A 19,298-nucleotide genomic window follows, 5' to 3' on the forward strand; every position below is an offset into this window, starting at 1 on the left:
TTTACGCTATTAACCAAAATTGTATGAATAGTTTATGATAAAACTACTTTAGATAGATAGTATTGTTGAATACTTGGCTGTGAGGTCTATTATCAATGACTTTTAAAGAACTGCCCCTGACTTGTTTGCGCGCTGCCTGTTGAACCAATGGCAACTCAGGGCATTCACCATATTCTATGTAGTGTAACGCGCTAGCAAATACCTGCTCTTGAGAGTTACCTAGAGGTTGAGTGAAGTCGTCTTCAACTGGGCATCCCTTAATATCAGTAGGTAAATTCGGCATTTCGCTTGGCGTAAATCCATCAGCATAATCACCGAAGCCTTCAGCATTTTCACCACTAAACTGCACCGTAAAATACGTAGTACCGCAATTGTCAGCTGGGTAGAAGCCATAAGGCTTACCACAAGTTGTTGTACCAATCTGAATGACTTCAACACCAATACCACGTAAGCCATTAATTAATGACTCACTAGCTGAACACGTATTACCAGACGTTAAAACAAAAACGCGATTTAAATTTAGTGTAGGTAAACTAACACCAGCGACTAGATCACTTGGGCTGAAGCCGTAAGACGTGCTGTAAAAAGGTGTTGGCGATAGCAATGTACCATTAATAGGATCATGTGTTGTATGCTTGTCGTTAAAGGTTAGTTCTTCAAAAACTTCGCCTTCAGTTTGCTCGCCCGAAATCATATACCCCGTTTCACTCGCAAGCGTTAAATAACCACCACCATTATAGCGGTAATCTATCACAAGCTCGTCAACATTCTCTTGGGCAAGCTCAGTAAACGCATTGAATAGGCCGCTTTCTGCGATAGCATTGTGAGAATGAAAAGCGATGTAACCAATTTTTTGCCCTGCAACCGTTTCTGTTTTTACAATAGGAACAGGATCTGACACAACCTCTTCTGGTGTTAACGTGACCGTTCTCTCTTCTCCTTGGTGAGAAACTACAAATTCATGATTTGCAGAATCGCTCGGAAATAAGCCGTTATTTAACGTATTAATTTCAGATTGTGTGTTAGCTGTTGCAACGTCTACACCATCAATGGTTAAAATTTTTGCGCCTCGATTAATATTAGCGGCACTTGCCGGAGAGTTAGCATCTGTGTAGGTAACCGTAATAGTGCGCTCAATACCTAATCCTTGTTGAATTGAGATATTCAAACCATAACCCAAGCTACTGCCTGATTGCGACTGTGCGATCCACTCTTCTGTAGGCATAGAAGAATGGAACTGATCTTTCTGTTTACCTGAAGGGGTTAATGCTTGAGTTTTCATCACCTGAAAATAATCTGACACAGAGTAACTATCAGGGTTTGGGTCTGGCAACTCATCATACCAAAGATACGTATCGTTACTGTAAGAGCGGATCCATAGCTTTTCGGTAAGTGCTGAGCCAGTGTCATTTGCTTCACATAAACCAGCTAAGTCGTCATAATCGTCATATTCTCCGGCCACCCAAGTAAACGTTGAACCGTTGTTAGAGTTCCCAGAATTATTATTACCATTATTAGTTGAAGAGCCAGTGGAAGACCCTCCGCCGCCACCTCCGCCACATGCGGAAAGTAAACTAAAAGATGATGCTGTGACTAACACCAACGATAGAAATTTTGATACGTGCATAACTACTCCTGCAATTCCATTTGAAACTACCTAATATAAAGATACGCTCTAGAATAATACAATTAATTTTTACAAACAATTAACAGTTCACTTTGGTGTCATTCGAGCTGGATAGTAATAATGACACTAACTCTATTAAATGAAAGGCAATACTACCTTGCAGCAATGTTTTCATTAAATTCTCACAACGATTCTATATTCTAAAACCACGAAAAAAATTGCATACATTATTCCATTTTAATTGAACGATTGTAAAAGTTTACTGATAAAATGCGGCACACTTATCAAAATAATTATCATAAAATAAAGGGACTTAGAATGAAATTATCTCATTTGATGTTAAGTACATTATGTACTTCTGTCTTATTATCTGCCTGTGGTGGCGGTGGCTCAAGTACCTCTTCCAAAACACCTGTCACCGATACGCCAACACCAACCCCTGTTGTGACTCATGATGTCAATGGTTATGGCATTAAAGGTCCTATCGCTAGCGGGCTTGTTAGTATCTATACCCTAGATACCAGTAAACCTGATGGTAAAGGTGAACTAATCACTTCTGGCACCACTAGCGCGCAGGCACAATTTACTGACCTTGAACTAGAAGAGCCACTTAGCGATTACTATATTATCGAAGTCAGTTCCGGTGATAATGGCATAGACTTAACAACAGATGCTACGCCTGTTATTTCAAGTTTCACTACCTTGGCGTCCAAAGCGGAAATTGACAATGACAAAGTGGTTTTTGCTACCCCTTTATCAGACTTAACGCTAAAAGTTGCGTTAGCAAATGCCGATATTACTAACAATTTTTATCAAGGTGATAATGATGGCTCAACATCGATTGCTGAGCTAGAAGCGGCTTTGGCCGTTGCTTCTGAGCAAGTAAAAACAGTTGTAGGTTTGCGCGATACGACTATCGACTTTTTTAACACCCCTGCTATTTTAACTGCATCCACAACAGAGTTAGCTGACCAACAAGCCGTGCTGTACTATCGCCAAGCCATTGAAGCTCTAGGCGCAAGCGTGTATCGCATTGCTGAGGTGTCAGGCGCACCTTCACAAGATGTTTTCCATGCGCTTACTACGGACTTAACCGACGGTGTTCTTGATGCTAAACAGGCAGATGAAGCACTAACAGGTTATCAAGTCGCTCATGTTTCTGAGTTTACTGCGACTATGGCAACCACAGTTGTTCCTAACACAGATAATCTGACCATTGCCGGCTTAAAAGCGACGCTTATTGCAGAAACTAATTTAACAAACAATACAGATATCGACACCCAAGCATTCGCTGATGACACAAGCGATATCATCATTAGTAATTTCGTACCTTTTGTTGATTTCGATGGTGACGGTTATGGCGATAACGATGACGCCTTTCCTACTGATAGCAATGAATGGGCGGATAGTGACAATGACGGCACTGGCGATAATGCAGATGTTTTCCCTAACGATGCCAATAGAAAAACACATTACACGTCTGTTGCCCAAATTAGTGATGGAACACTAAAGCAAAGCTCTTCCTCTGTAATCAGCCCTGACAATAAATTTATGTATGTTGGTGGCCTAGGGCGAATCGAAATAATTCCACTTGATGAAGGTGGCAATGCCCTAGAAAGCTCTACCACTTGGTGGGAAAGTGAGGCCTTAGACGTTCAAACTTACGGTGTGGCAATTTCGCCTAATGGTGAATACCTGTATCGCGCGACAAAAGTCGAGGGAATAAATGTAATAACATCACTAAAGCGAGATTTAGAAACTGGGGCGTTAACTAAAATAGGTTTTGTTGAAAGCCCAGCAGGACAATACAATGGACCAGACTTAATAAAAATGTCGCCAAATGGTAAGCACCTTTATGTGTACTCTCCATTTAACTATAACGGCGATATATTTATATTTTCTATTTCCGAAGCTGACGGCTCATTAGCCCATTCGAGCACGCATAGTTTTAGCCCAGGCACAGACCCAATCAGTGTTAGAGAGGACGTATTTGATATCACCTCGACAGGAGAATATGCCCTGCTGTCAGTATTAAATTGGGAACTATATTCAGGGGCTGAAATTGTTATTTACAAAATTGATGATATTACGGGAGCTCTTAATCGCCATACGACTTTCGCTCCAAGCGAAGCATTAAACTTGGAAGAAGAAAAATACAATTCCTCTTCTATAGTGGCTGCTGCAACTTCAGGAAATGATTTTTTCATGAGTTCGCAGCGTTATGTATATAGTCTATCTATCGATGTTCAGGGAAACCCCGCGGTAATTAGCCACAATGAGTTACCAGAAAATAGCGAACCTTATTTAATCAAAACTACCGATGAATTTGTTGCGGTAATGAGTCGATTAGAGGAACCGCAGCGTAAAGCACAGCTATCTGTATATCCATTAGAATCTTTATCGATTGAACCAGCTAAGCATGTAACGCTATCAGAGTACGCTGCATCAATGTCTTTAACAGACTCGACAATATTTACGCCGACACACAATAGCGATGTAATCTTGCAAGTAGAACAAAATTCTCTTGAAATCGACACATTAGCTTTTGGTTCTAACAACCTTCGCTATGCAACGATGACACATGCTTCAGCTAGTGACACCGCTCTTATGAAGTACAACACATTAACTAGAGGATATGTTGATATAAAAATGTCCTCTAATGATAACGTCATTAACGGTCAATATTCTTCTTTTGCAGTCGCTAGGGACAAATACTTACATAACTATCACTATGCAGTAATAAACGAGAGTAAGACTCTGTCTTTAACTCGTAATTTAGACAGAACCATAGAATATTCATTTATTGATAAGAAAACGAAAGAACACACACAGTTAGCTACCCACCAACTGTATACCGCACAAGATCCGGTAGAATTCTATAATTTTTATTTATCACCTGACTCAAAATACCTTTTAGCGAACGCGAGATTTGTTGACGACAGGTTTTGGGCGTTTGGAGTAATTGCATTCGAAGTCAATGTAGAAGAAAACACCTTAACTGAACTAGGTAGGCACAAAAATGACTGGTATTTTGAACCAAGCTTAGCTCAGCCTTATTTTAAAGGCTCTAGTGTATTCTTACTTGGAAGTCAGTATACGCTAGCTCAAAACCTAACCATTGAAGAGGACGTTAGCCCGTCATGGCGAAACTTACCATTTGAGTTTACTCAAGTGGGTAACTTTGTAGTTAGTGTAGAAGATGAAGCGAGCGATGATGGATTTTACGCGATGAATTTTCATGTTGTAGATTCTGAACCTGAAGCTCTGGTCAAACTCCCGTTCTTCATTGACAAAGCTCACCATGTCGAGCTTCTTAAAATAAGTGACAACGAATTTGCATCTTTCACCTTAATCAATGAAACAGAGATTGAATTAATAACTTATCGTATATCAAAAGAAGCAGTTGAAGAGACTTCAAAATCTATAATTACTGGCAGTTATAGTCATATACCAGAAGATGAAAGAAGTGACATCCATGGTATGGTTGCTCAAGACGATAACAGTGTGATTTGGCTAAAACTCGATTCAGGAAATAACAGCCTGATAAAACTATCAGCTAAATAAAAATAGTATGTATTTAAAAAGGACACATAAAAGTGTCCTTTTTAGCGATACAATATTGTAAATAACGCTAATTTTCACGCGGTTTTCTTACTATTGAAAATTTTAATGTTAGAATGCCGCACAAAAAGCAACACTCATAATAATAACCATAAAATAAAGGGACTTAGAATGAAATCTTCTCATTTGATGTTAAGTGCATTATGTACTTCTGTCTTATTATCTGCCTGTGGTGGCGGTGGCTCAAGTAGCTCTGCTAAAACACCTGTCACCGATACGCCACCACCCACTCCAACGGTAACTTACGATGTTAATGGTTACGGCATTAAAGGGCCTATCGCTAACGGGCTTGTTAGTATCTATACCCTAGATACAGGCAAAGCAGACGGAAAAGGTGAATTGGTTACTTCTGGTTCCACGAACGCACAAGCAGAGTTTGCTGACCTTGAATTAAAAGAGCCGCTTAGCGATTACTATATTATCGAAGTCAGTGCTGGAGATAACGGCATCGACTTAACAACAGATACTAGGCCAGTTATTTCGACTTTTACTACTTTGGCGTCCAAAGCAGAAATTGAAAATGACAAAGAAATTTTCGCGACACCTTTATCAGACTTAACGCTAAAAGTTGCGTTAGCAAATGCCGATATGACTAACAGCTTTTATCAAGGTGATAACGATGGCTCAACCTCTATCGCTGAGCTAGAAGCCGCTTTAGCTGTCGCATCTGAACAAGTGAAAACTGTGGTGGGATTGCGCGATACGACTATCGACTTTTTTAATACTTCAGCTATTTTAACTGCTTCCACAGCAGAGTTAGCTGACCAACAAGCCGTACTTTACTATCGTCAAGCCATTGAAGCTTTAGGCGCAAGTGTTTATCGCATTGCTGATGTTTCAGGATCACCTTCACAAGATATTTTCACGACCCTTACTGCCGATTTAACTGACGGTGTACTTGATGCTAAACAGGCTGATGAAGCACTAACCGGTTACCAAATGGCTCATGTTGCAGAATTTACTGCAACGATGGCAACCACAATTATTCCTAACACAGATAATCTGACCATTGCCGGTTTAAAAGCGACGCTTATTGCAGAAACAGCTTTAACAAACAATGATGACATCGACACTCAGGCATTTGCCAATGATACAACCGATATCATCATTAGCAATTTCGTGCCTTTTGTTGATTTCGATGGCGATGGCTATAGCGATAACGATGACGCCTTCCCAACTGATAGCAGTGAATGGGCTGATACTGACGATGACGGTACTGGCGATAACGCTGATGTATTTCCGAATGATGCTAATAGGGCAACACATTACAAGTCTATCGGCCAAATTAGTGATGGAAAGCTAGCTAATAGTATGAATACCGTTATTAGCCCTGATAACAAATTTTTATATATTAGTGGTAAAGGTCGAATTGAAATTTTGCCACTGTCAGAGACGGGAGCACTTGACGGACAATCTAGCACTTGGATCGACCAACATAACCCTGATAGTAAAGGTTTAAGTATTGATATCTCTAGTGACGGCAATTACTTCTACAGAACAACTATACGAAATAGATATCCTGGCATTGCATCGTTCAGTCGTAATACAAGTACAGGGGAATTAACTGAAATCGGCTTTACTGAAAGCACTGTCTTTGAAAGGCACGAATCCCAAATTATCAAACTTTCACCTGACAATCGACATTTATACGCATATTCACCAATCAACCACAGCCTAATTCTCATTTTTTCCGTAGATCCAAGCACAGGAGTTCTCATTTTTAAAGAAGCTCTCGAAGCGAGGGTTCCTGTTGATGATGCAGACAATTTTGATATTACTGCCAGTGGCGATTATGTTCTTTTAGGTGAGCCTGGTATTTGGAGTGATAGTGGTACAACTGCGAATATTTATACGCGTAATAAAGAAACAGGCTCTCTTACCGCAGTAACAAAATTCGTCCCTCACACTGCCAGTGGACATGCCTTTGTTGACGATAGTCGTTCAGCTATTTTAGTTCCTGCACACACGGGAAATAAGTTTTATATGGCAACTGACTTATATCTATATACCATAGACATAAGTGACGAAGGTGTGCCGAGTATATTGCAATCTACAAGCCTGTTTACTTCTGGTACGCCGGAATTAATACAATTAACAGATAATGCACTGTATATAGCATCAAACCAATATACGGGTACCATCGAATTGATTAAGTTTGACCTTGTAGGTGGACAGTTAACTAATAGGCAGCAAACAACCATTCCTGAGATAGGTTTCAGTATGGCGGCAGCGAACAATAAAATATATATGCCGGGGTATTATCACGATATGTTGTTAGAAATTGACAATTCAACATTAGAAGTGACAAATCACATGCTGGGTTACAACTACTTTAAAGATACCAGGATTGCAGGGGCAACAAGCACCAACGTGGTGTTAAATTCTAAGTTTTTCGATTTTAACAGTAGAGACCTTTTATCTAAAGTCCACGTATCAGTTAACCCGTCGAATGAGTTAAGTGCAAGTCAGCTACATTTTCAACATAATCGTGAAGAAGAAATTTACTACCGAAGAGTGGCCACTATCAATAAAGACGCTTCTATTTACTATTACCGTAACGACGCTGATGAATATCAATTTGCAGTAGTAACTGAAGTGGACAATGCTCTAGGAACGGTATCTCATGGTGAGCTATTTAGCGCACAACAAGATGCTTCAATTTTCCTAGCATATGTCGATTCATCTGGAAAGTACTTTGTCACAGCGGCATCGTGGAACGAATCAAATAACACAGTTTATGGTATTTTTGTTTTTTCTATAAACCAAGAAAGCTTGCAACTTGTACCTTTGGGTGGCTTTGAAAACGATTGGCACGAGGAATATTTTAAAAACTATTTCAGTTTACCGTTTATACAAAATGACCATATGGTGTGGATGGGTGATCACTTTACACTTGGCGACTCATTAACACATGTAGGTCAAGCAGCAGCTGACTTTCCAACGTCAGCAAACAAATTCGTCTATTTAAAAGATAGTTTTATTGCAGTTGAAGGCAACAAAAAATTATCTTTCTATCGATTTGATGGAAGTTCAAAGCCATTAGCATCGATAGAAGCTGATGGTTACAGGGATGTATTTAAAGTAAAAGATGATGAATTTGCTCTTATTCACGTAAAAGACAGTACAACGATAGAGTTAAGCATTTATCGCCTCACAGAACAAGGTATGGAGCTTATTAGCGATTCATCTATTTCTGGTGATTTTGGCAAGTTTTCAGGCGAAGACCCGCTTGACATTGACGGTATTACAGCCTCAGATGATCACTCGGTTATTTGGTTAAAACTGAGCAACGGCAATTACAGTGTATTAAAGTTGTCAGCAAAATAACCAGCGTAATTTGAGTAAAAAAGGACACTGTAAGGTGTCCTTTTTAATTATAAATATGTGAAAATTTTATAAATGTGTTCTCAGTTCGAACAATTCAGGGAAAAAGCTTATATCTAAGGCTTTTTTCAAGAAGCCTACACCTGAAGATCCACCCGTCCCCTGCTTATTGCCAATGATACGTTGCACTGTATACATATGCTTAAAACGCCATTGCTGAAAGGCATCTTCAATATCAATTAACTTTTCAGCAAGCTCATATAGCTCAAAATACTCATCTGCATTTTGATAAACCTTTAACCAGGCGTTTAGCACAGACTTGTTTGCTTGATAAGGTTCAGAGAAATCTCTTTCTAGGGTACTCTTGTCAATCGGTAAACCCTTTTCAGCTAAAACGCGAATCACCTCATCGTACAAACTTGGCGCTTCTAGCACACTAGTGAGCTCTTGATGAATGTCCGGTGTCGCTTCGTGTACCGATAACAGCGCCTTGTTTTTATTACCGAGTAAAAATTCGAGTTTGCGATAACTGTAGGATTGAAAGCCTGAGGAATGGCCAAGGGCATCGCGAAATTTTAAGTAATCGACTGGTGTTAGCGTTGACAATATATGCCACGATTGTGTCAGTTGATTAAAAATTTGTTTTACGCGAGAAATCACTTTAAAAGCATGACCAAAATCGGCTTGGTGAATATTGCTAATTGCCGCAGAAAGCTCGTATCCAGCAAGTTTTAACCACAATTCACTGCTTTGATGAATGGTTATAAATAGCATCTCATCATGCTGTTCTGACACGGGCTTCTGTGCCGTTAGTACTTGGTTTAAGCACAAGTAATCGCCGTATGACATATTGTCTTTGAAATCAGTGTGGATAGAGTCTTCAACAGCTCGGTAGTTACTGTTTTGGGCGTGTGGGCATACCATAATTATGCCTCCTTACTTCTATTTGATTTGGCCTCGACGAGCTTACCTGTCGCTAGCTTTTGAACGGCTAAATCATAAATTTTGTTAAACACTATTTCGCTGTCCCAGCAGTTTTCGATATTATCCATCGCCATCACTTCGTCCATGATCTCTCGTTGAAGATCGCCTTGCGCTAATGCATAGGAATATGAAATATCTGGAGAGAAGGTCACCATAGAATAAAGTGGCACCCAAAGTTCAGGGTATTTTTGGTGAAACGCCGCTTCAATTTTCTTACGCAACAAAAAGTTAGCATCACCCGCTAAATCACTCATTTCAACAAAATTACGCTTAGCAAGCTCGATAATCGCATCGCCATTTTCTTTACGTTCTTGTTGGTACTGGTTTAACACTTTAGGCCAGTCACCTTGATGCTCATCAACCAACTCAGCAAGAACACGACTGTCTTCAAATCCGCAATTCATGCCTTGCCCATAAAACGGTACCATAGCGTGCGCAGCATCACCGATAAGCGCTACTTTGTCATTTACTAGCCAAGGGTAAATATGCACCAAACATAGAGGCGCTGGCGATTTTTCCATAAACTCTTCGACTGGGTTTTCAAGTAATGGCATAGCATCGGCAAAGTTTTCGTCGAAAAACTGCGTCACTTTTTCTTTCGTATCTAAGGCTTCGAAAGAGACTTCACCTTGCAAATCCATAAACAAAGTACAGGTAAACGAGCCATCAGGGTTAGGTAATGCAATCAACATAAACTGCTTACGCGGCCAGATATGTAGCGCATGTTTTTCCATGCGAAAGCTTGCGTTTTCACCTGCTGGAATCGTTAATTCAATATAGCTTTGCGGCATATACTCTAAGCTATAGCTAATGCGTTCTCGTGGCAGTTCTTGCATTAACCGTCTAACTTTGGAAAAAGCACCATCTGCACCGAATATAAGATCAGCTTCGTGGTTTTTAATCTTGCCACCGTCGTAGTGATATACGGCCGTTTGATCGTTAAAGTTAAGCTGAACTAACCTATGATCAAAATAGATATCAACGTTTTCGTCTGCTTCCGCTAACTCGATAAGCTTCTCGTTAATGCCTGCACGCGAAACCGACCAAATCGCTTGCCCTTCTTTACCATAAGGCTGCTCGGTTAAGTTACCTTGGATATCATGCATGACTCTTGAATACATAGGAATAGCGTCTTGGCGAATATCCTCATCAATACCAACTGCCTGCAGCGCTTTCCAACCTCGGTCAGACAAAGCCAAGTTGATAGATTTACCTTGATAGATGTTGGTTTTTCTCGAATCGGGTCGCGACTCAAACAAATCGATTTTATAACCACGTTTTGCCAACATCAGCGCCAGCAGCGCGCCAACAGGACCAGCACCGTTAATATTAATGCGTTCTTTGTCCATAAGGTTACCCTTTTAGCTCTGATTTATTGCTTAGCAAAGATTGTAAAATTTGCCCGAACTGAAAGACATCTTCAAAACTGTTATACAAAGGTACTGGTGCCAATCTAACTACATCTGGTTCACGAAAATCAGCGATAACCCCAGCTTTAGTGAGCGATTCAAAGAATGACTTATCCGTGCCAACCAATTTAACTGATAACTGACAACCTCGGCGGCTTGCATCGATTGGCGTGATAATTTGTAAATCAACATTGGCGCACTTAGCAACAATATCATTGAAGACAAATTCTAGAAATGCAGTCAATTTTAAGCTTTTTTTTCTTAAAGCCGTCATCCCCGCTTGTTGGAAAATATCTAATGATGATTTCAATACCGACATGCCCATAATAGGTACATTACTTAACTGCCAGCCTTCAGCGCCCGTCATAGGCTCAAAGCGATTTTCCATCAAAAAACGACGCTCTTTATTGTGTCCCCACCAGCCGCCAAAGCGAGGAATGCTGGTATCAGAACCATGCTTATCATGGACAAAGATCCCACCAACATTACCGGCACTGCCGTTTAGATATTTATAGGTACACCAAGCAGCAAAATCGACGTTCCAATCGTGTAAAGATAATGGCACATTGCCAACTGCATGGGCTAAGTCAAAACCCGCTTTAGCGCCAACATCATGCGCCGCTTGCGTTAAACGCGCCATATCAAAAAGCTGGCCAGTGAAGTAGTTAACGCCACCAAAAAACACCAAGGCTAATTCATCGCCATGCTCAGCAATCGCATCTAAAATATCTTGCTCATCGATTAAGTGCTGACCGTCACGTGGCGCTATTTCTATAATAGCTTCATCTGGATCAAAACCATGATGCTGCACTTGAGTCTCTAATAAGTAACGATCTGACGGAAACATCTTAGCTTCACTGATAATTTTGAAGCGCTGCTTAGTGGGACGATAAAAGCTGACAAACAATAGGTGTAAATTAGTGGTCAGAGAATTCATGCACACCACTTCAGATTCATTAGCACCAACAAGCTGTGCACTTGCTGGCGTTAAGAGCTCGTGATAACTCACCCATGGATTTTTCGCTTGAAAATGCCCTTCTACACCTAATGTTGCCCAGTCATTTAATTCTTGTTTAATGTGCTCGGCAGCGGCTTTGGGTTGTAAGCCTAAAGAGTTACCAGTGAAATAAAGCACTGACTTGCCATCGATAACTGGATGATGGAATTGCTCTCTAAAAGAGCGTAGTGGATCTTGGGCGTCTTGTTGTTGCGCAAAAGCCAAGGTATTTTCAAAGGTCATAGTGTTATGCTCTTACATTAATCGTTAACTATATCGTGTGCTTTATGCTCAATCGCTTTAAATCGAAAAGAAGCGACTGGCGTTAGTCGCCAATAACTTTGCTTTAGCTTGGTCATCTAAAAACGGCGCGGTGCGAATGAGTTTCCCCATTTTTTGTTCCCCTAATGGAAACGGATAGTCTGTGCCGAACATTAAGCGGTCGGTCCCCATTTTTTTCACTAGCAGCTCCAAAGAATCATGATCAAAAACCGCAGTATCTAAATAAAACCTGTCGAGGTAGTGACTTGGCGGGTATTTCGATTTACCACGAGCGATATCGCGGAAGTGCCATGCGTTTTCTAAGCGTCCGAGCAAGAAGGCAAACGAGCCACCGCCATGAGCAAAGCAAATTTTTAGCTTATCGCTCACTTGATCGAAGCCGCCGCCAAGCATCAATGACACGATAGAAAGCTGAGTTTCCGCTGGCATGCCAACCGTCCAGCCCATCATATAATCTTTGGTACGCTCAGCAGCCATCATGTCCCAAGGATGAACAAACACAGGAATGTCTTCCTCTGCACAATGTTGTAGGAAAGTAATGACCACTGGATCATCCATGTTTTTTAGGCCCACATGGTTACCAATTTGAACACCTAAGTGCCCTGTTTGTTTGGCACGAGAGGCTTCTTTACAGGCGGCATCGGCATCTTGCAAAGGCACCTGTGCAAGGGCAAACAAACGACCTTGTCCTTGCTCACACATTTCCATCGCGGCATCATTAAACAATTGCGCGCAATAAACGGCCTGCTCTACCGCCTTTTCATAGGCAAATAGAATAGGAGTCGCGCTAATGATTTGTTGACTAACACCATGTTTGTCCATTTCTTCAAGGCGCACGCTTGGCTCCCAGCACGCTTCATAAATAGGACGAAACTCTTGATTGCCTTTCATTAACATCGCTGTTGCATAGCCATCAGCATTTTTACGTTCAGGACTATGTCTTAACCAAGGCCAATCATTGCCACCAAATTTATCTTGCAAACTAGGCCAAGATTTTGGAAAAAAGTGCGAATGTATATCAATAATATCCATCTTTAGGGCAGTCCTAATCGTTTAGTGGCTCAGGCAGAGTTACCCAGCCTTCAGGTGGTTGTTTACCGGGGTGAAGTTCACCGCAACTTGGGCAAGTTCTCGCTTTTTCGTCCTGATAAAACGCTTGATAAAGAGGCGGTAAGTCATCAACAATCGACTTCAATTGCACCTCAGTGCGGTGCACCAGCGCATTACAAGCGAAACAATACCATTCAAAGGCATCTTTTAAACCGTCCGGCCTTTTGGGCTCAATCACTAAGCCAATACTGCCTTCCATAGGTCGCTGAGGAGAGTGGCGAACATGTTTTGGTAAAAAGAAAATATCACCTTCACGAATAAAAACGTCTTTACACTCACCTTCTTCAATCACTTTAAGCACCATATCGCCTTTAAGTTGATAGAAGAATTCTTCCACAGGATCATCGTGAAAATCGGTGCGTTGGTTAGGGCCGCCAACCACAGTCACCATCATGTCCGTATCTTGCCAAACCTGTACATTACCCACGGGTGGTTTAAGTAAATGTTTATGCTCTTCAATCCATCGATGAAAATTAAAGGCTTTTAAAGATGTTGCTTCGGTTGAGTTTGCCATTATCTGTCTCCAACCAAGGTTTATTTTACTAGCGGCTTATATGCAACCGCTTTACATTCAATGAGTAAATGAGGGTGTGGCAATTGATGTACCGCTACCGTGGTTCTTGTTGGGCCATCAAAATCAAAGTACTCACCGTATACCTGGTTATAACCGGCAAAGTCATTCATATTGACTAGGAATGTCGTCACTTCGACAAGATCAGATAGTTCAGCACCAACAGAGCGAAGAATATCTTGAATGTTTTCGATTACAGCGGCAGTTTGCGCGCGAATATCCAAATTGGTTGCGCCAAATTCATCAACTTCCACGCCAATGAACGAATTATCAGGACGCCTCGAGCTGGTGCCAGAGATATAAATAAAGTCTCCAGCGCGTTTAACATGAGGAAACTTGCCTCGAGGCACAGCTTTTTCGGAAAGTACTTTACTGGTTACATCCATGATTATTCCTTTGGATCTATATTGATACATATATTGATTGGTTCGCTGTAGAAGGACAGCGAGTGGCGACCACCTTCGCGGCCAATGCCAGACATTTTTACACCGCCAAACGGGGTTCTAAGATCACGTAAAAACCAAGTATTTACCCAGACTAAACCAACATCGATTTTGGGTGCTACGCGGTGCGCTCGAGATAAATTTGTTGTCCACAGGGAACAAGCGAGCCCATATTGGGTATTGTTCACTCGGTCAATAACTTCTTGCTCATCATCAAAAACACTGACATGGCATATCGGGCCAAAGATTTCTTCTTGGTTTACAGCGTGTTCATCTGTTAATCCCGAAATAACGGTTGGTTGGATATAAGATCCGTTATCTCGCTCATCATCAAATATGGGTACACCTCCCCCGGTAAGAACCTCGGCACCGTCTTGTTTTGCTTTTTGGTAATACGACAGTACTTTTGATTGATGAGCTTTTGAAATCAAAGGCCCGATAAAAACCGATTCATCGGTTGGATAGCCAATTTTAATTTGTTGTGCTTTTTCTACTAACCCGCTAATAAAAGTCGAGTAAACATCTCGGTGTACAAAGACTCGTTCAGTACATAAACACACTTGCCCGCAATTGGTGAAACTCGAACGAGCAACGCCTGCAATAGCTTGCTCTAAATCAGCATCGTTAAAGACAACAGCAGCATTTTTTCCTCCTAATTCAAAAGAAATAGGTTTCACCTTGTCAGCCACTTGCTTCATTATGTGCTGACCAGTTGCAGACGCTCCGGTAAATGTCACCGCATCGACATGTTCATGCTGCGTAATATGATCGCCAACCACATGTCCCCTGCCTAAAAGCAAATTAAACGCCCCTTTGGGTAAACCCACATGGTGGATAACTTCCGCAAGAAGGTAGGCTGTAGAAGAGGTTTCTTCAGAAGGCTTAACAATAACCGCATTTCCACATGCAAGAGCCGGCGCTATCTTCCACGTTGTTAGTAAAAGCGGCAGGTTCCAAGGAGAGATTATTGCGACGACGCCCAGTGGCTTGTTGACCGAGTAATTAAGCACTTGATTGCCAACAGGGCTTTCACTAACAAAACTTTCGCCATGTTCAAACTTAATAAGATCCGCAAATAATCGAAAGTTGGCGGCTGCCCTCGGAATATCTATGCTCGTTAATTGCTGTAAAGATTTGCCAGTGTCGGCCATTTCAGCGGCAATAAAGTCGTCAAGCCTTGCTTCAATAGCATCTGCAATTTTGTGTAAATACTCACTTCGTTTTACTGCACTTAATTGCCCCCATTCGCCACTTAATGCTTGCTTAGCAGCATTCGCAGCCCTATCGATTTGCGCCTTTGACGCCTCGGCAATATCCGCTATTTTTTTACCATTGACTGGGTTGATATTGTCAAAGTAGCTCTCAGTAGCACAGAAAGCCCCATCGATATAGCAATGAAGTTTATTAAGTGGTTTCAAAGACAAAGCTCAGTTAATTAAATAAAAAGTCTTCTATTCACTCTACTGACAACTCTAAGTTAAATAAAATCAATAAATATAACAAAAAATATAAATATTTCTGATTAATTAACACTGTTTTTACATTGTTATTCTGATGCCTCAACAACCTGAAGAAGCACTTAAACCTTATTGAAACTGGACGACTTCCGGTACCTGTTGTTATTGCATTAAAACGAGCAGGTTTTTGATACAAAAGTAGGATGCCTGTTTATACTTGATAATCAGCACGTTAAATAAATTATGATTGTATTAACATTTTGTTACATCTTACCAAAACTTGATCTAGATCAAGTTTTGTCTCTCTAAGGTTCGTATCATATTGCGATAATAGCCTCAGTATACGTGAAAGGAATTCACTAAAAGTATTGATTATTGTCGACAGTTTGAGTGAATTTTTAAATGTTAAATGCCGCGCCAGAGACTGCAACGTACTCTGAGAATAAAAGTAAAATTAGTGATGAGTCTACATTCATTTTGCATGTAGACAACACACTCATTTTTAAAGATTACCAGCTGTTTAAGGCGCAATATTTGTCCCTTCAAACACTGCCACAGCGCATTGTCGTAGATTTTACCCGTACTGAAAAAATCGATTGTTCAGGGTTAGCCATGCTGTTGATTCTGCAAGACTTTTGCAATGACCACTCCATCGTTCTTCAATTGCACAATGTCGCTAAAGGTAATGTACCAAAAATGCTGGAAATTGCTAAATTTAACCAGAAATTTTCAATTGCAGAGCGTGATTTATCACCACCTTTTGCCGTTTAGTCTCAAGATAAATGCGATAAGAAGTAAAACTTAATTCAGCACCCAAGATCTACCCGCTCGTTTACCGTCTGCTGACCTAGCCCTAACTTTAACAGGAAGCTTTATAGATATAGGCCCTTTATAGCGAGTCCAAGACTGATTACGTTGTTGATACTCTAAAGGTAAGCCAGGCAGAGAAACGTTCATCAGTAACTTCCCTTCTTTTATCGCAGCCCCCACCGTCGGAATACGATAGAACACCCCTGCCTTATCAAGTTTAATTAGCTCTTTTTGCGCCATAGTATTAGCAAATACTTGCCACTGTGCATCCCGCTGTTGTTTTAATGCGGAATTAAATACTTTGGAAGATTGACTATATAAATAGCCTTGTTCGTTATAAGGGACTTGCCACTCAGCACTATGCCAAGCACGTTCAGCTAAGGCTAACATTCTCGGAAAGATCATATATTGCGCTTGTGAAGAGTCTCTAACAGTTTCACTCCACAGCTGGCCTTGAATGCCAAACGCCTTAAACCCTTTAGGTAATGGACGATGAGTAATAGTGCCTGATTCATTGGTTATCACTCTGTCATCGATTTGATAAGGATTTCCTAAGGTGTCTAATCGAAACTCCGCGTGAATAGGTAAGTTATCGGGCATAAAATTGAATACGTTTTGACTATCTACTCTGCGCGATGCCCAATGGTAACCTCGTTCAAGCGGGTCGACTTCATAAGGGAAATCAAAATAAAAGACGTCAGGAATAGACAGCACAACTTGCCAATTTCGGTGCGCCTGTTCACTCACCATTTGATGTGCGCCCCAAGGTAACGCTCCCCAAATATAAGAGGCAACTTGGTTAGGCATTTTTTCCGCTCTAGTTTCCCCTAAACCATCGTTCCAGCCTCCAACATTAATGCCTTTGCTCGCAACCATGTGTGAAACGCGTTCAATAAAGTGTGCCCCTAAGTGCTTTAAGTCAGTAACCTCGTTGCTAGTATCTGCGACAAGTGCCTGACATGCTGGCGACTCTAACCAAGCGCCTGCCGTTTCGTCTGCGCCAATATGATAGGTAGTCAGAGGTTGTCCTGCTGTTTCGTGCAACTCAATCAGATCCGATAACACCCGATCGACAAAGGCATAGGAAGACTCTAAACAAACGTTAATCGTATTATCGGTATAGTTTTGAATAGAACGATATTGAGTTTTATCGGCAAAATCACTGAGTAAATTGCGCTTTGCTTCTACTTCGTTTTCTTGCGCCATGTAGTATCGGTATCTTGCCTCCATAGCTTTTATCGCTGCTCTTGAATGACCAGGCATATCCAATGACGGGATAACTTCAATATGGTGTAAAGCGGCATACTTTATGATATCGATATAGTCTTGGCTTGAATAAAAGCCATCACGTTCTGGGCTATCGGCACCACCTAGTTGTGGCTGCAAACAATCTTTGTCAGCAAGACTCATACAACGCTTGCTTCCAACATTCGTTAACTCTGGCAAGCTGGGTAACTCGATACGCCATGCTTCATCTTCCGCAAGGTGCATATGGAGTTTATTTAGTTTGTAGGCCGCCATTTGTTCGATCATCTGAAAAACAAAGGCCTTATCGAAGAAATTTCTGGCAACATCAATATGCTGACCACGATAAGCATAATGAGGCTCGTCTTCGATGGTCAGTTGCGGCACTTGTAAAGTGTCAACATTTAACAGGCCAGCGATAGATTGAACACCGTAAAACGCACCCGCCTTATGTGACGCTTTGATCAACACACCATTGCCATTAACAACCACTTGATACCCTTCTGGGTGGGATACAGCTTGGTCTTGAATAATAGATAGGCTTACACCTTCATCACTCACCTTAACGCCTAACAGTTCAAGTCGATTCAATGCCGCCTGAACATCTTTATTTACAAAACCGTGGAGTGAAACTTTAACGCCTTTTGTTAGAGAGATAGGCGATTTCCCTTCAGCGATGGAAACGCTTTTAGGTGTTGGAATTAAAGCAGTATCCAAAGAGCGCCTTTCAAGTTTTTTCGCTTGGTTGTGGTCAAACAGCCATGTCGCATCGGCGTACTTGTTATTATCGTTAGGTGCCGATTTTATTTGTTTATGGGGTTGATCAAATGGCATAGCCCAGGGCGCTAGTTCCAAGCTTGTTTCAGGATCTGTTTTTGTGCGTGTACCGGCTATTACACGTGGTTTAAGGCCATCAGCTGTTATCCAGTAATTAGGCATTAGCTGAGATTGAGTAAGCAAGGTTGCTTTCATCCATACCTGAAGCGTGTAAACCTGCCCAGCAACAAAACCGATAAACTCGGGTTTAGGTACGACTTGTTGAATATCACCATTTAGATGGGTTAAATCAAACCATGTAGACTGTGTTGTATAGTTTGGATAAACCTGAGAATAATAAAGTTGCCAAGTGTTAGCGGGTATATCTATATCGGTACTAAAGTGCAGCTTAGCGCTGAAACAATAAGCTACCGGCTTGTTTTCAAACTCAGGACAATCGGTTTCGATGTTACTAAGCACTTGATACTTTACTTTCAATGCTCCAGCCAGCTTGTCTAACATTTGCTGATTCATCTCGACAATTTCGCCATCACTCCCTTGGCTTGACTCAGAACTATTACCTTTTTGCATATCTGATGGCTGACACGCCGTTAAAAACACAATAAATAATAGGCAATATAAATGACGAACCATGTCCCAAT

12 protein-coding genes are annotated in these 19,298 nt (G+C 41.2%); 3 read left to right on the top strand and 9 right to left on the bottom strand.

The genetic code is table 11. The annotated features are described in order from the left end of the window. Nucleotides 1–43 precede the first annotated feature (43 nt). Nucleotides 44–1,627 carry a S41 family peptidase gene (locus ACOB80_RS08745; RefSeq protein WP_473165435.1) on the bottom strand — a complete coding sequence of 528 codons (1,584 nt, stop codon included), beginning with the start codon at nucleotides 1,625–1,627 and terminating at the stop codon, nucleotides 44–46. Between the two features lie 318 nt (nucleotides 1,628–1,945). Between ACOB80_RS08745 and ACOB80_RS08750 the strand changes: the two genes are divergently transcribed. Together ACOB80_RS08750 and ACOB80_RS08755 are read left to right on the top strand one after the other, a co-directional pair. Beyond that, nucleotides 1,946–5,191: a lactonase family protein gene (locus ACOB80_RS08750; RefSeq protein ID WP_473165436.1), complete on the top strand. Its 3,246-nt coding sequence runs from the start codon at nucleotides 1,946–1,948 to the stop codon at nucleotides 5,189–5,191. A gap of 168 nt (nucleotides 5,192–5,359) precedes the next feature. Beyond that, a complete protein-coding gene (locus tag ACOB80_RS08755) occupies nucleotides 5,360–8,575 on the top strand; it encodes a beta-propeller fold lactonase family protein (RefSeq protein ID WP_473165437.1) in 3,216 nt (1,071 codons plus the stop codon). 66 nt (nucleotides 8,576–8,641) lie between these two features. Here ACOB80_RS08755 and kynA read toward each other — a convergent pair whose 3' ends face one another. The 7 genes from kynA to ACOB80_RS08790 are packed head-to-tail and all read right to left on the bottom strand — an operon-like array spanning nucleotide 8,642 to nucleotide 15,786. After that, a complete protein-coding gene (kynA, locus tag ACOB80_RS08760; protein ID WP_473165438.1) occupies nucleotides 8,642–9,496 on the bottom strand; it encodes a tryptophan 2,3-dioxygenase in 855 nt (284 codons plus the stop codon). 2 nt (nucleotides 9,497–9,498) lie between these two features. Further along, nucleotides 9,499–10,905 (bottom strand): FAD-dependent oxidoreductase, encoded by a 1,407-nt coding sequence (locus ACOB80_RS08765; RefSeq protein ID WP_473165439.1) that lies wholly within the window; start codon nucleotides 10,903–10,905, stop codon nucleotides 9,499–9,501. A gap of 4 nt (nucleotides 10,906–10,909) precedes the next feature. Then, nucleotides 10,910–12,205: a kynureninase gene (gene kynU, locus ACOB80_RS08770; RefSeq protein ID WP_473165440.1), complete on the bottom strand. Its 1,296-nt coding sequence runs from the start codon at nucleotides 12,203–12,205 to the stop codon at nucleotides 10,910–10,912. A 57-nt stretch (nucleotides 12,206–12,262) separates the two neighbouring features. Continuing rightward, entirely contained in the window at nucleotides 12,263–13,276 is a 1,014-nt protein-coding gene (locus ACOB80_RS08775) for an amidohydrolase family protein (RefSeq protein ID WP_473165441.1), read from the bottom strand. Between the two features lie 13 nt (nucleotides 13,277–13,289). Then, a complete protein-coding gene (locus tag ACOB80_RS08780) occupies nucleotides 13,290–13,868 on the bottom strand; it encodes a 3-hydroxyanthranilate 3,4-dioxygenase (protein WP_473165442.1) in 579 nt (192 codons plus the stop codon). Nucleotides 13,869–13,888: 20 nt separating this feature from the next. Next, nucleotides 13,889–14,311 (bottom strand): RidA family protein, encoded by a 423-nt coding sequence (locus ACOB80_RS08785; RefSeq protein ID WP_473165443.1) that lies wholly within the window; start codon nucleotides 14,309–14,311, stop codon nucleotides 13,889–13,891. Between the two features lie 2 nt (nucleotides 14,312–14,313). Further along, on the bottom strand, nucleotides 14,314–15,786 hold the full coding sequence (locus ACOB80_RS08790) for a 2-hydroxymuconic semialdehyde dehydrogenase (protein WP_473165444.1): 1,473 nt from the start codon (nucleotides 15,784–15,786) through the stop codon (nucleotides 14,314–14,316). A 441-nt stretch (nucleotides 15,787–16,227) separates the two neighbouring features. Here ACOB80_RS08790 and ACOB80_RS08795 point away from each other — a divergent pair, with 441 nt between their 5' ends. Continuing rightward, nucleotides 16,228–16,596: an STAS domain-containing protein gene (locus ACOB80_RS08795; RefSeq protein ID WP_473165445.1), complete on the top strand. Its 369-nt coding sequence runs from the start codon at nucleotides 16,228–16,230 to the stop codon at nucleotides 16,594–16,596. A 30-nt stretch (nucleotides 16,597–16,626) separates the two neighbouring features. Here the strand turns inward: ACOB80_RS08795 and ACOB80_RS08800 are convergent, their stop codons facing one another. Beyond that, entirely contained in the window at nucleotides 16,627–19,290 is a 2,664-nt protein-coding gene (locus ACOB80_RS08800; protein ID WP_473165446.1) for a beta-N-acetylhexosaminidase, read from the bottom strand. Nucleotides 19,291–19,298 lie beyond the last annotated feature (8 nt).

The sequence above is a fragment of the Thalassotalea coralli genome (assembly GCF_055786205.1).

What these genes read in the sequence shown, in the direction of transcription:
- ACOB80_RS08800 (WP_473165446.1), bottom strand. Translation starts at nt 19,290, where the DNA reads ATGGTTCGTCATTTATATTGCCTATTATTTATTGTGTTTTTAACGGCG.
- ACOB80_RS08745 (WP_473165435.1), bottom strand. Translation starts at nt 1,627, where the DNA reads ATGCACGTATCAAAATTTCTATCGTTGGTGTTAGTCACAGCATCATCT.
- ACOB80_RS08765 (WP_473165439.1), bottom strand. Translation starts at nt 10,905, where the DNA reads ATGGACAAAGAACGCATTAATATTAACGGTGCTGGTCCTGTTGGCGCG.
- ACOB80_RS08795 (WP_473165445.1), top strand. Translation starts at nt 16,228, where the DNA reads ATGTTAAATGCCGCGCCAGAGACTGCAACGTACTCTGAGAATAAAAGT.
- kynA (WP_473165438.1), bottom strand. Translation starts at nt 9,496, where the DNA reads ATGGTATGCCCACACGCCCAAAACAGTAACTACCGAGCTGTTGAAGAC.
- ACOB80_RS08780 (WP_473165442.1), bottom strand. Translation starts at nt 13,868, where the DNA reads ATGGCAAACTCAACCGAAGCAACATCTTTAAAAGCCTTTAATTTTCAT.
- ACOB80_RS08775 (WP_473165441.1), bottom strand. Translation starts at nt 13,276, where the DNA reads ATGGATATTATTGATATACATTCGCACTTTTTTCCAAAATCTTGGCCT.
- ACOB80_RS08785 (WP_473165443.1), bottom strand. Translation starts at nt 14,311, where the DNA reads ATGGATGTAACCAGTAAAGTACTTTCCGAAAAAGCTGTGCCTCGAGGC.
- kynU (WP_473165440.1), bottom strand. Translation starts at nt 12,205, where the DNA reads ATGACCTTTGAAAATACCTTGGCTTTTGCGCAACAACAAGACGCCCAA.
- ACOB80_RS08755 (WP_473165437.1), top strand. Translation starts at nt 5,360, where the DNA reads ATGAAATCTTCTCATTTGATGTTAAGTGCATTATGTACTTCTGTCTTA.
- ACOB80_RS08750 (WP_473165436.1), top strand. Translation starts at nt 1,946, where the DNA reads ATGAAATTATCTCATTTGATGTTAAGTACATTATGTACTTCTGTCTTA.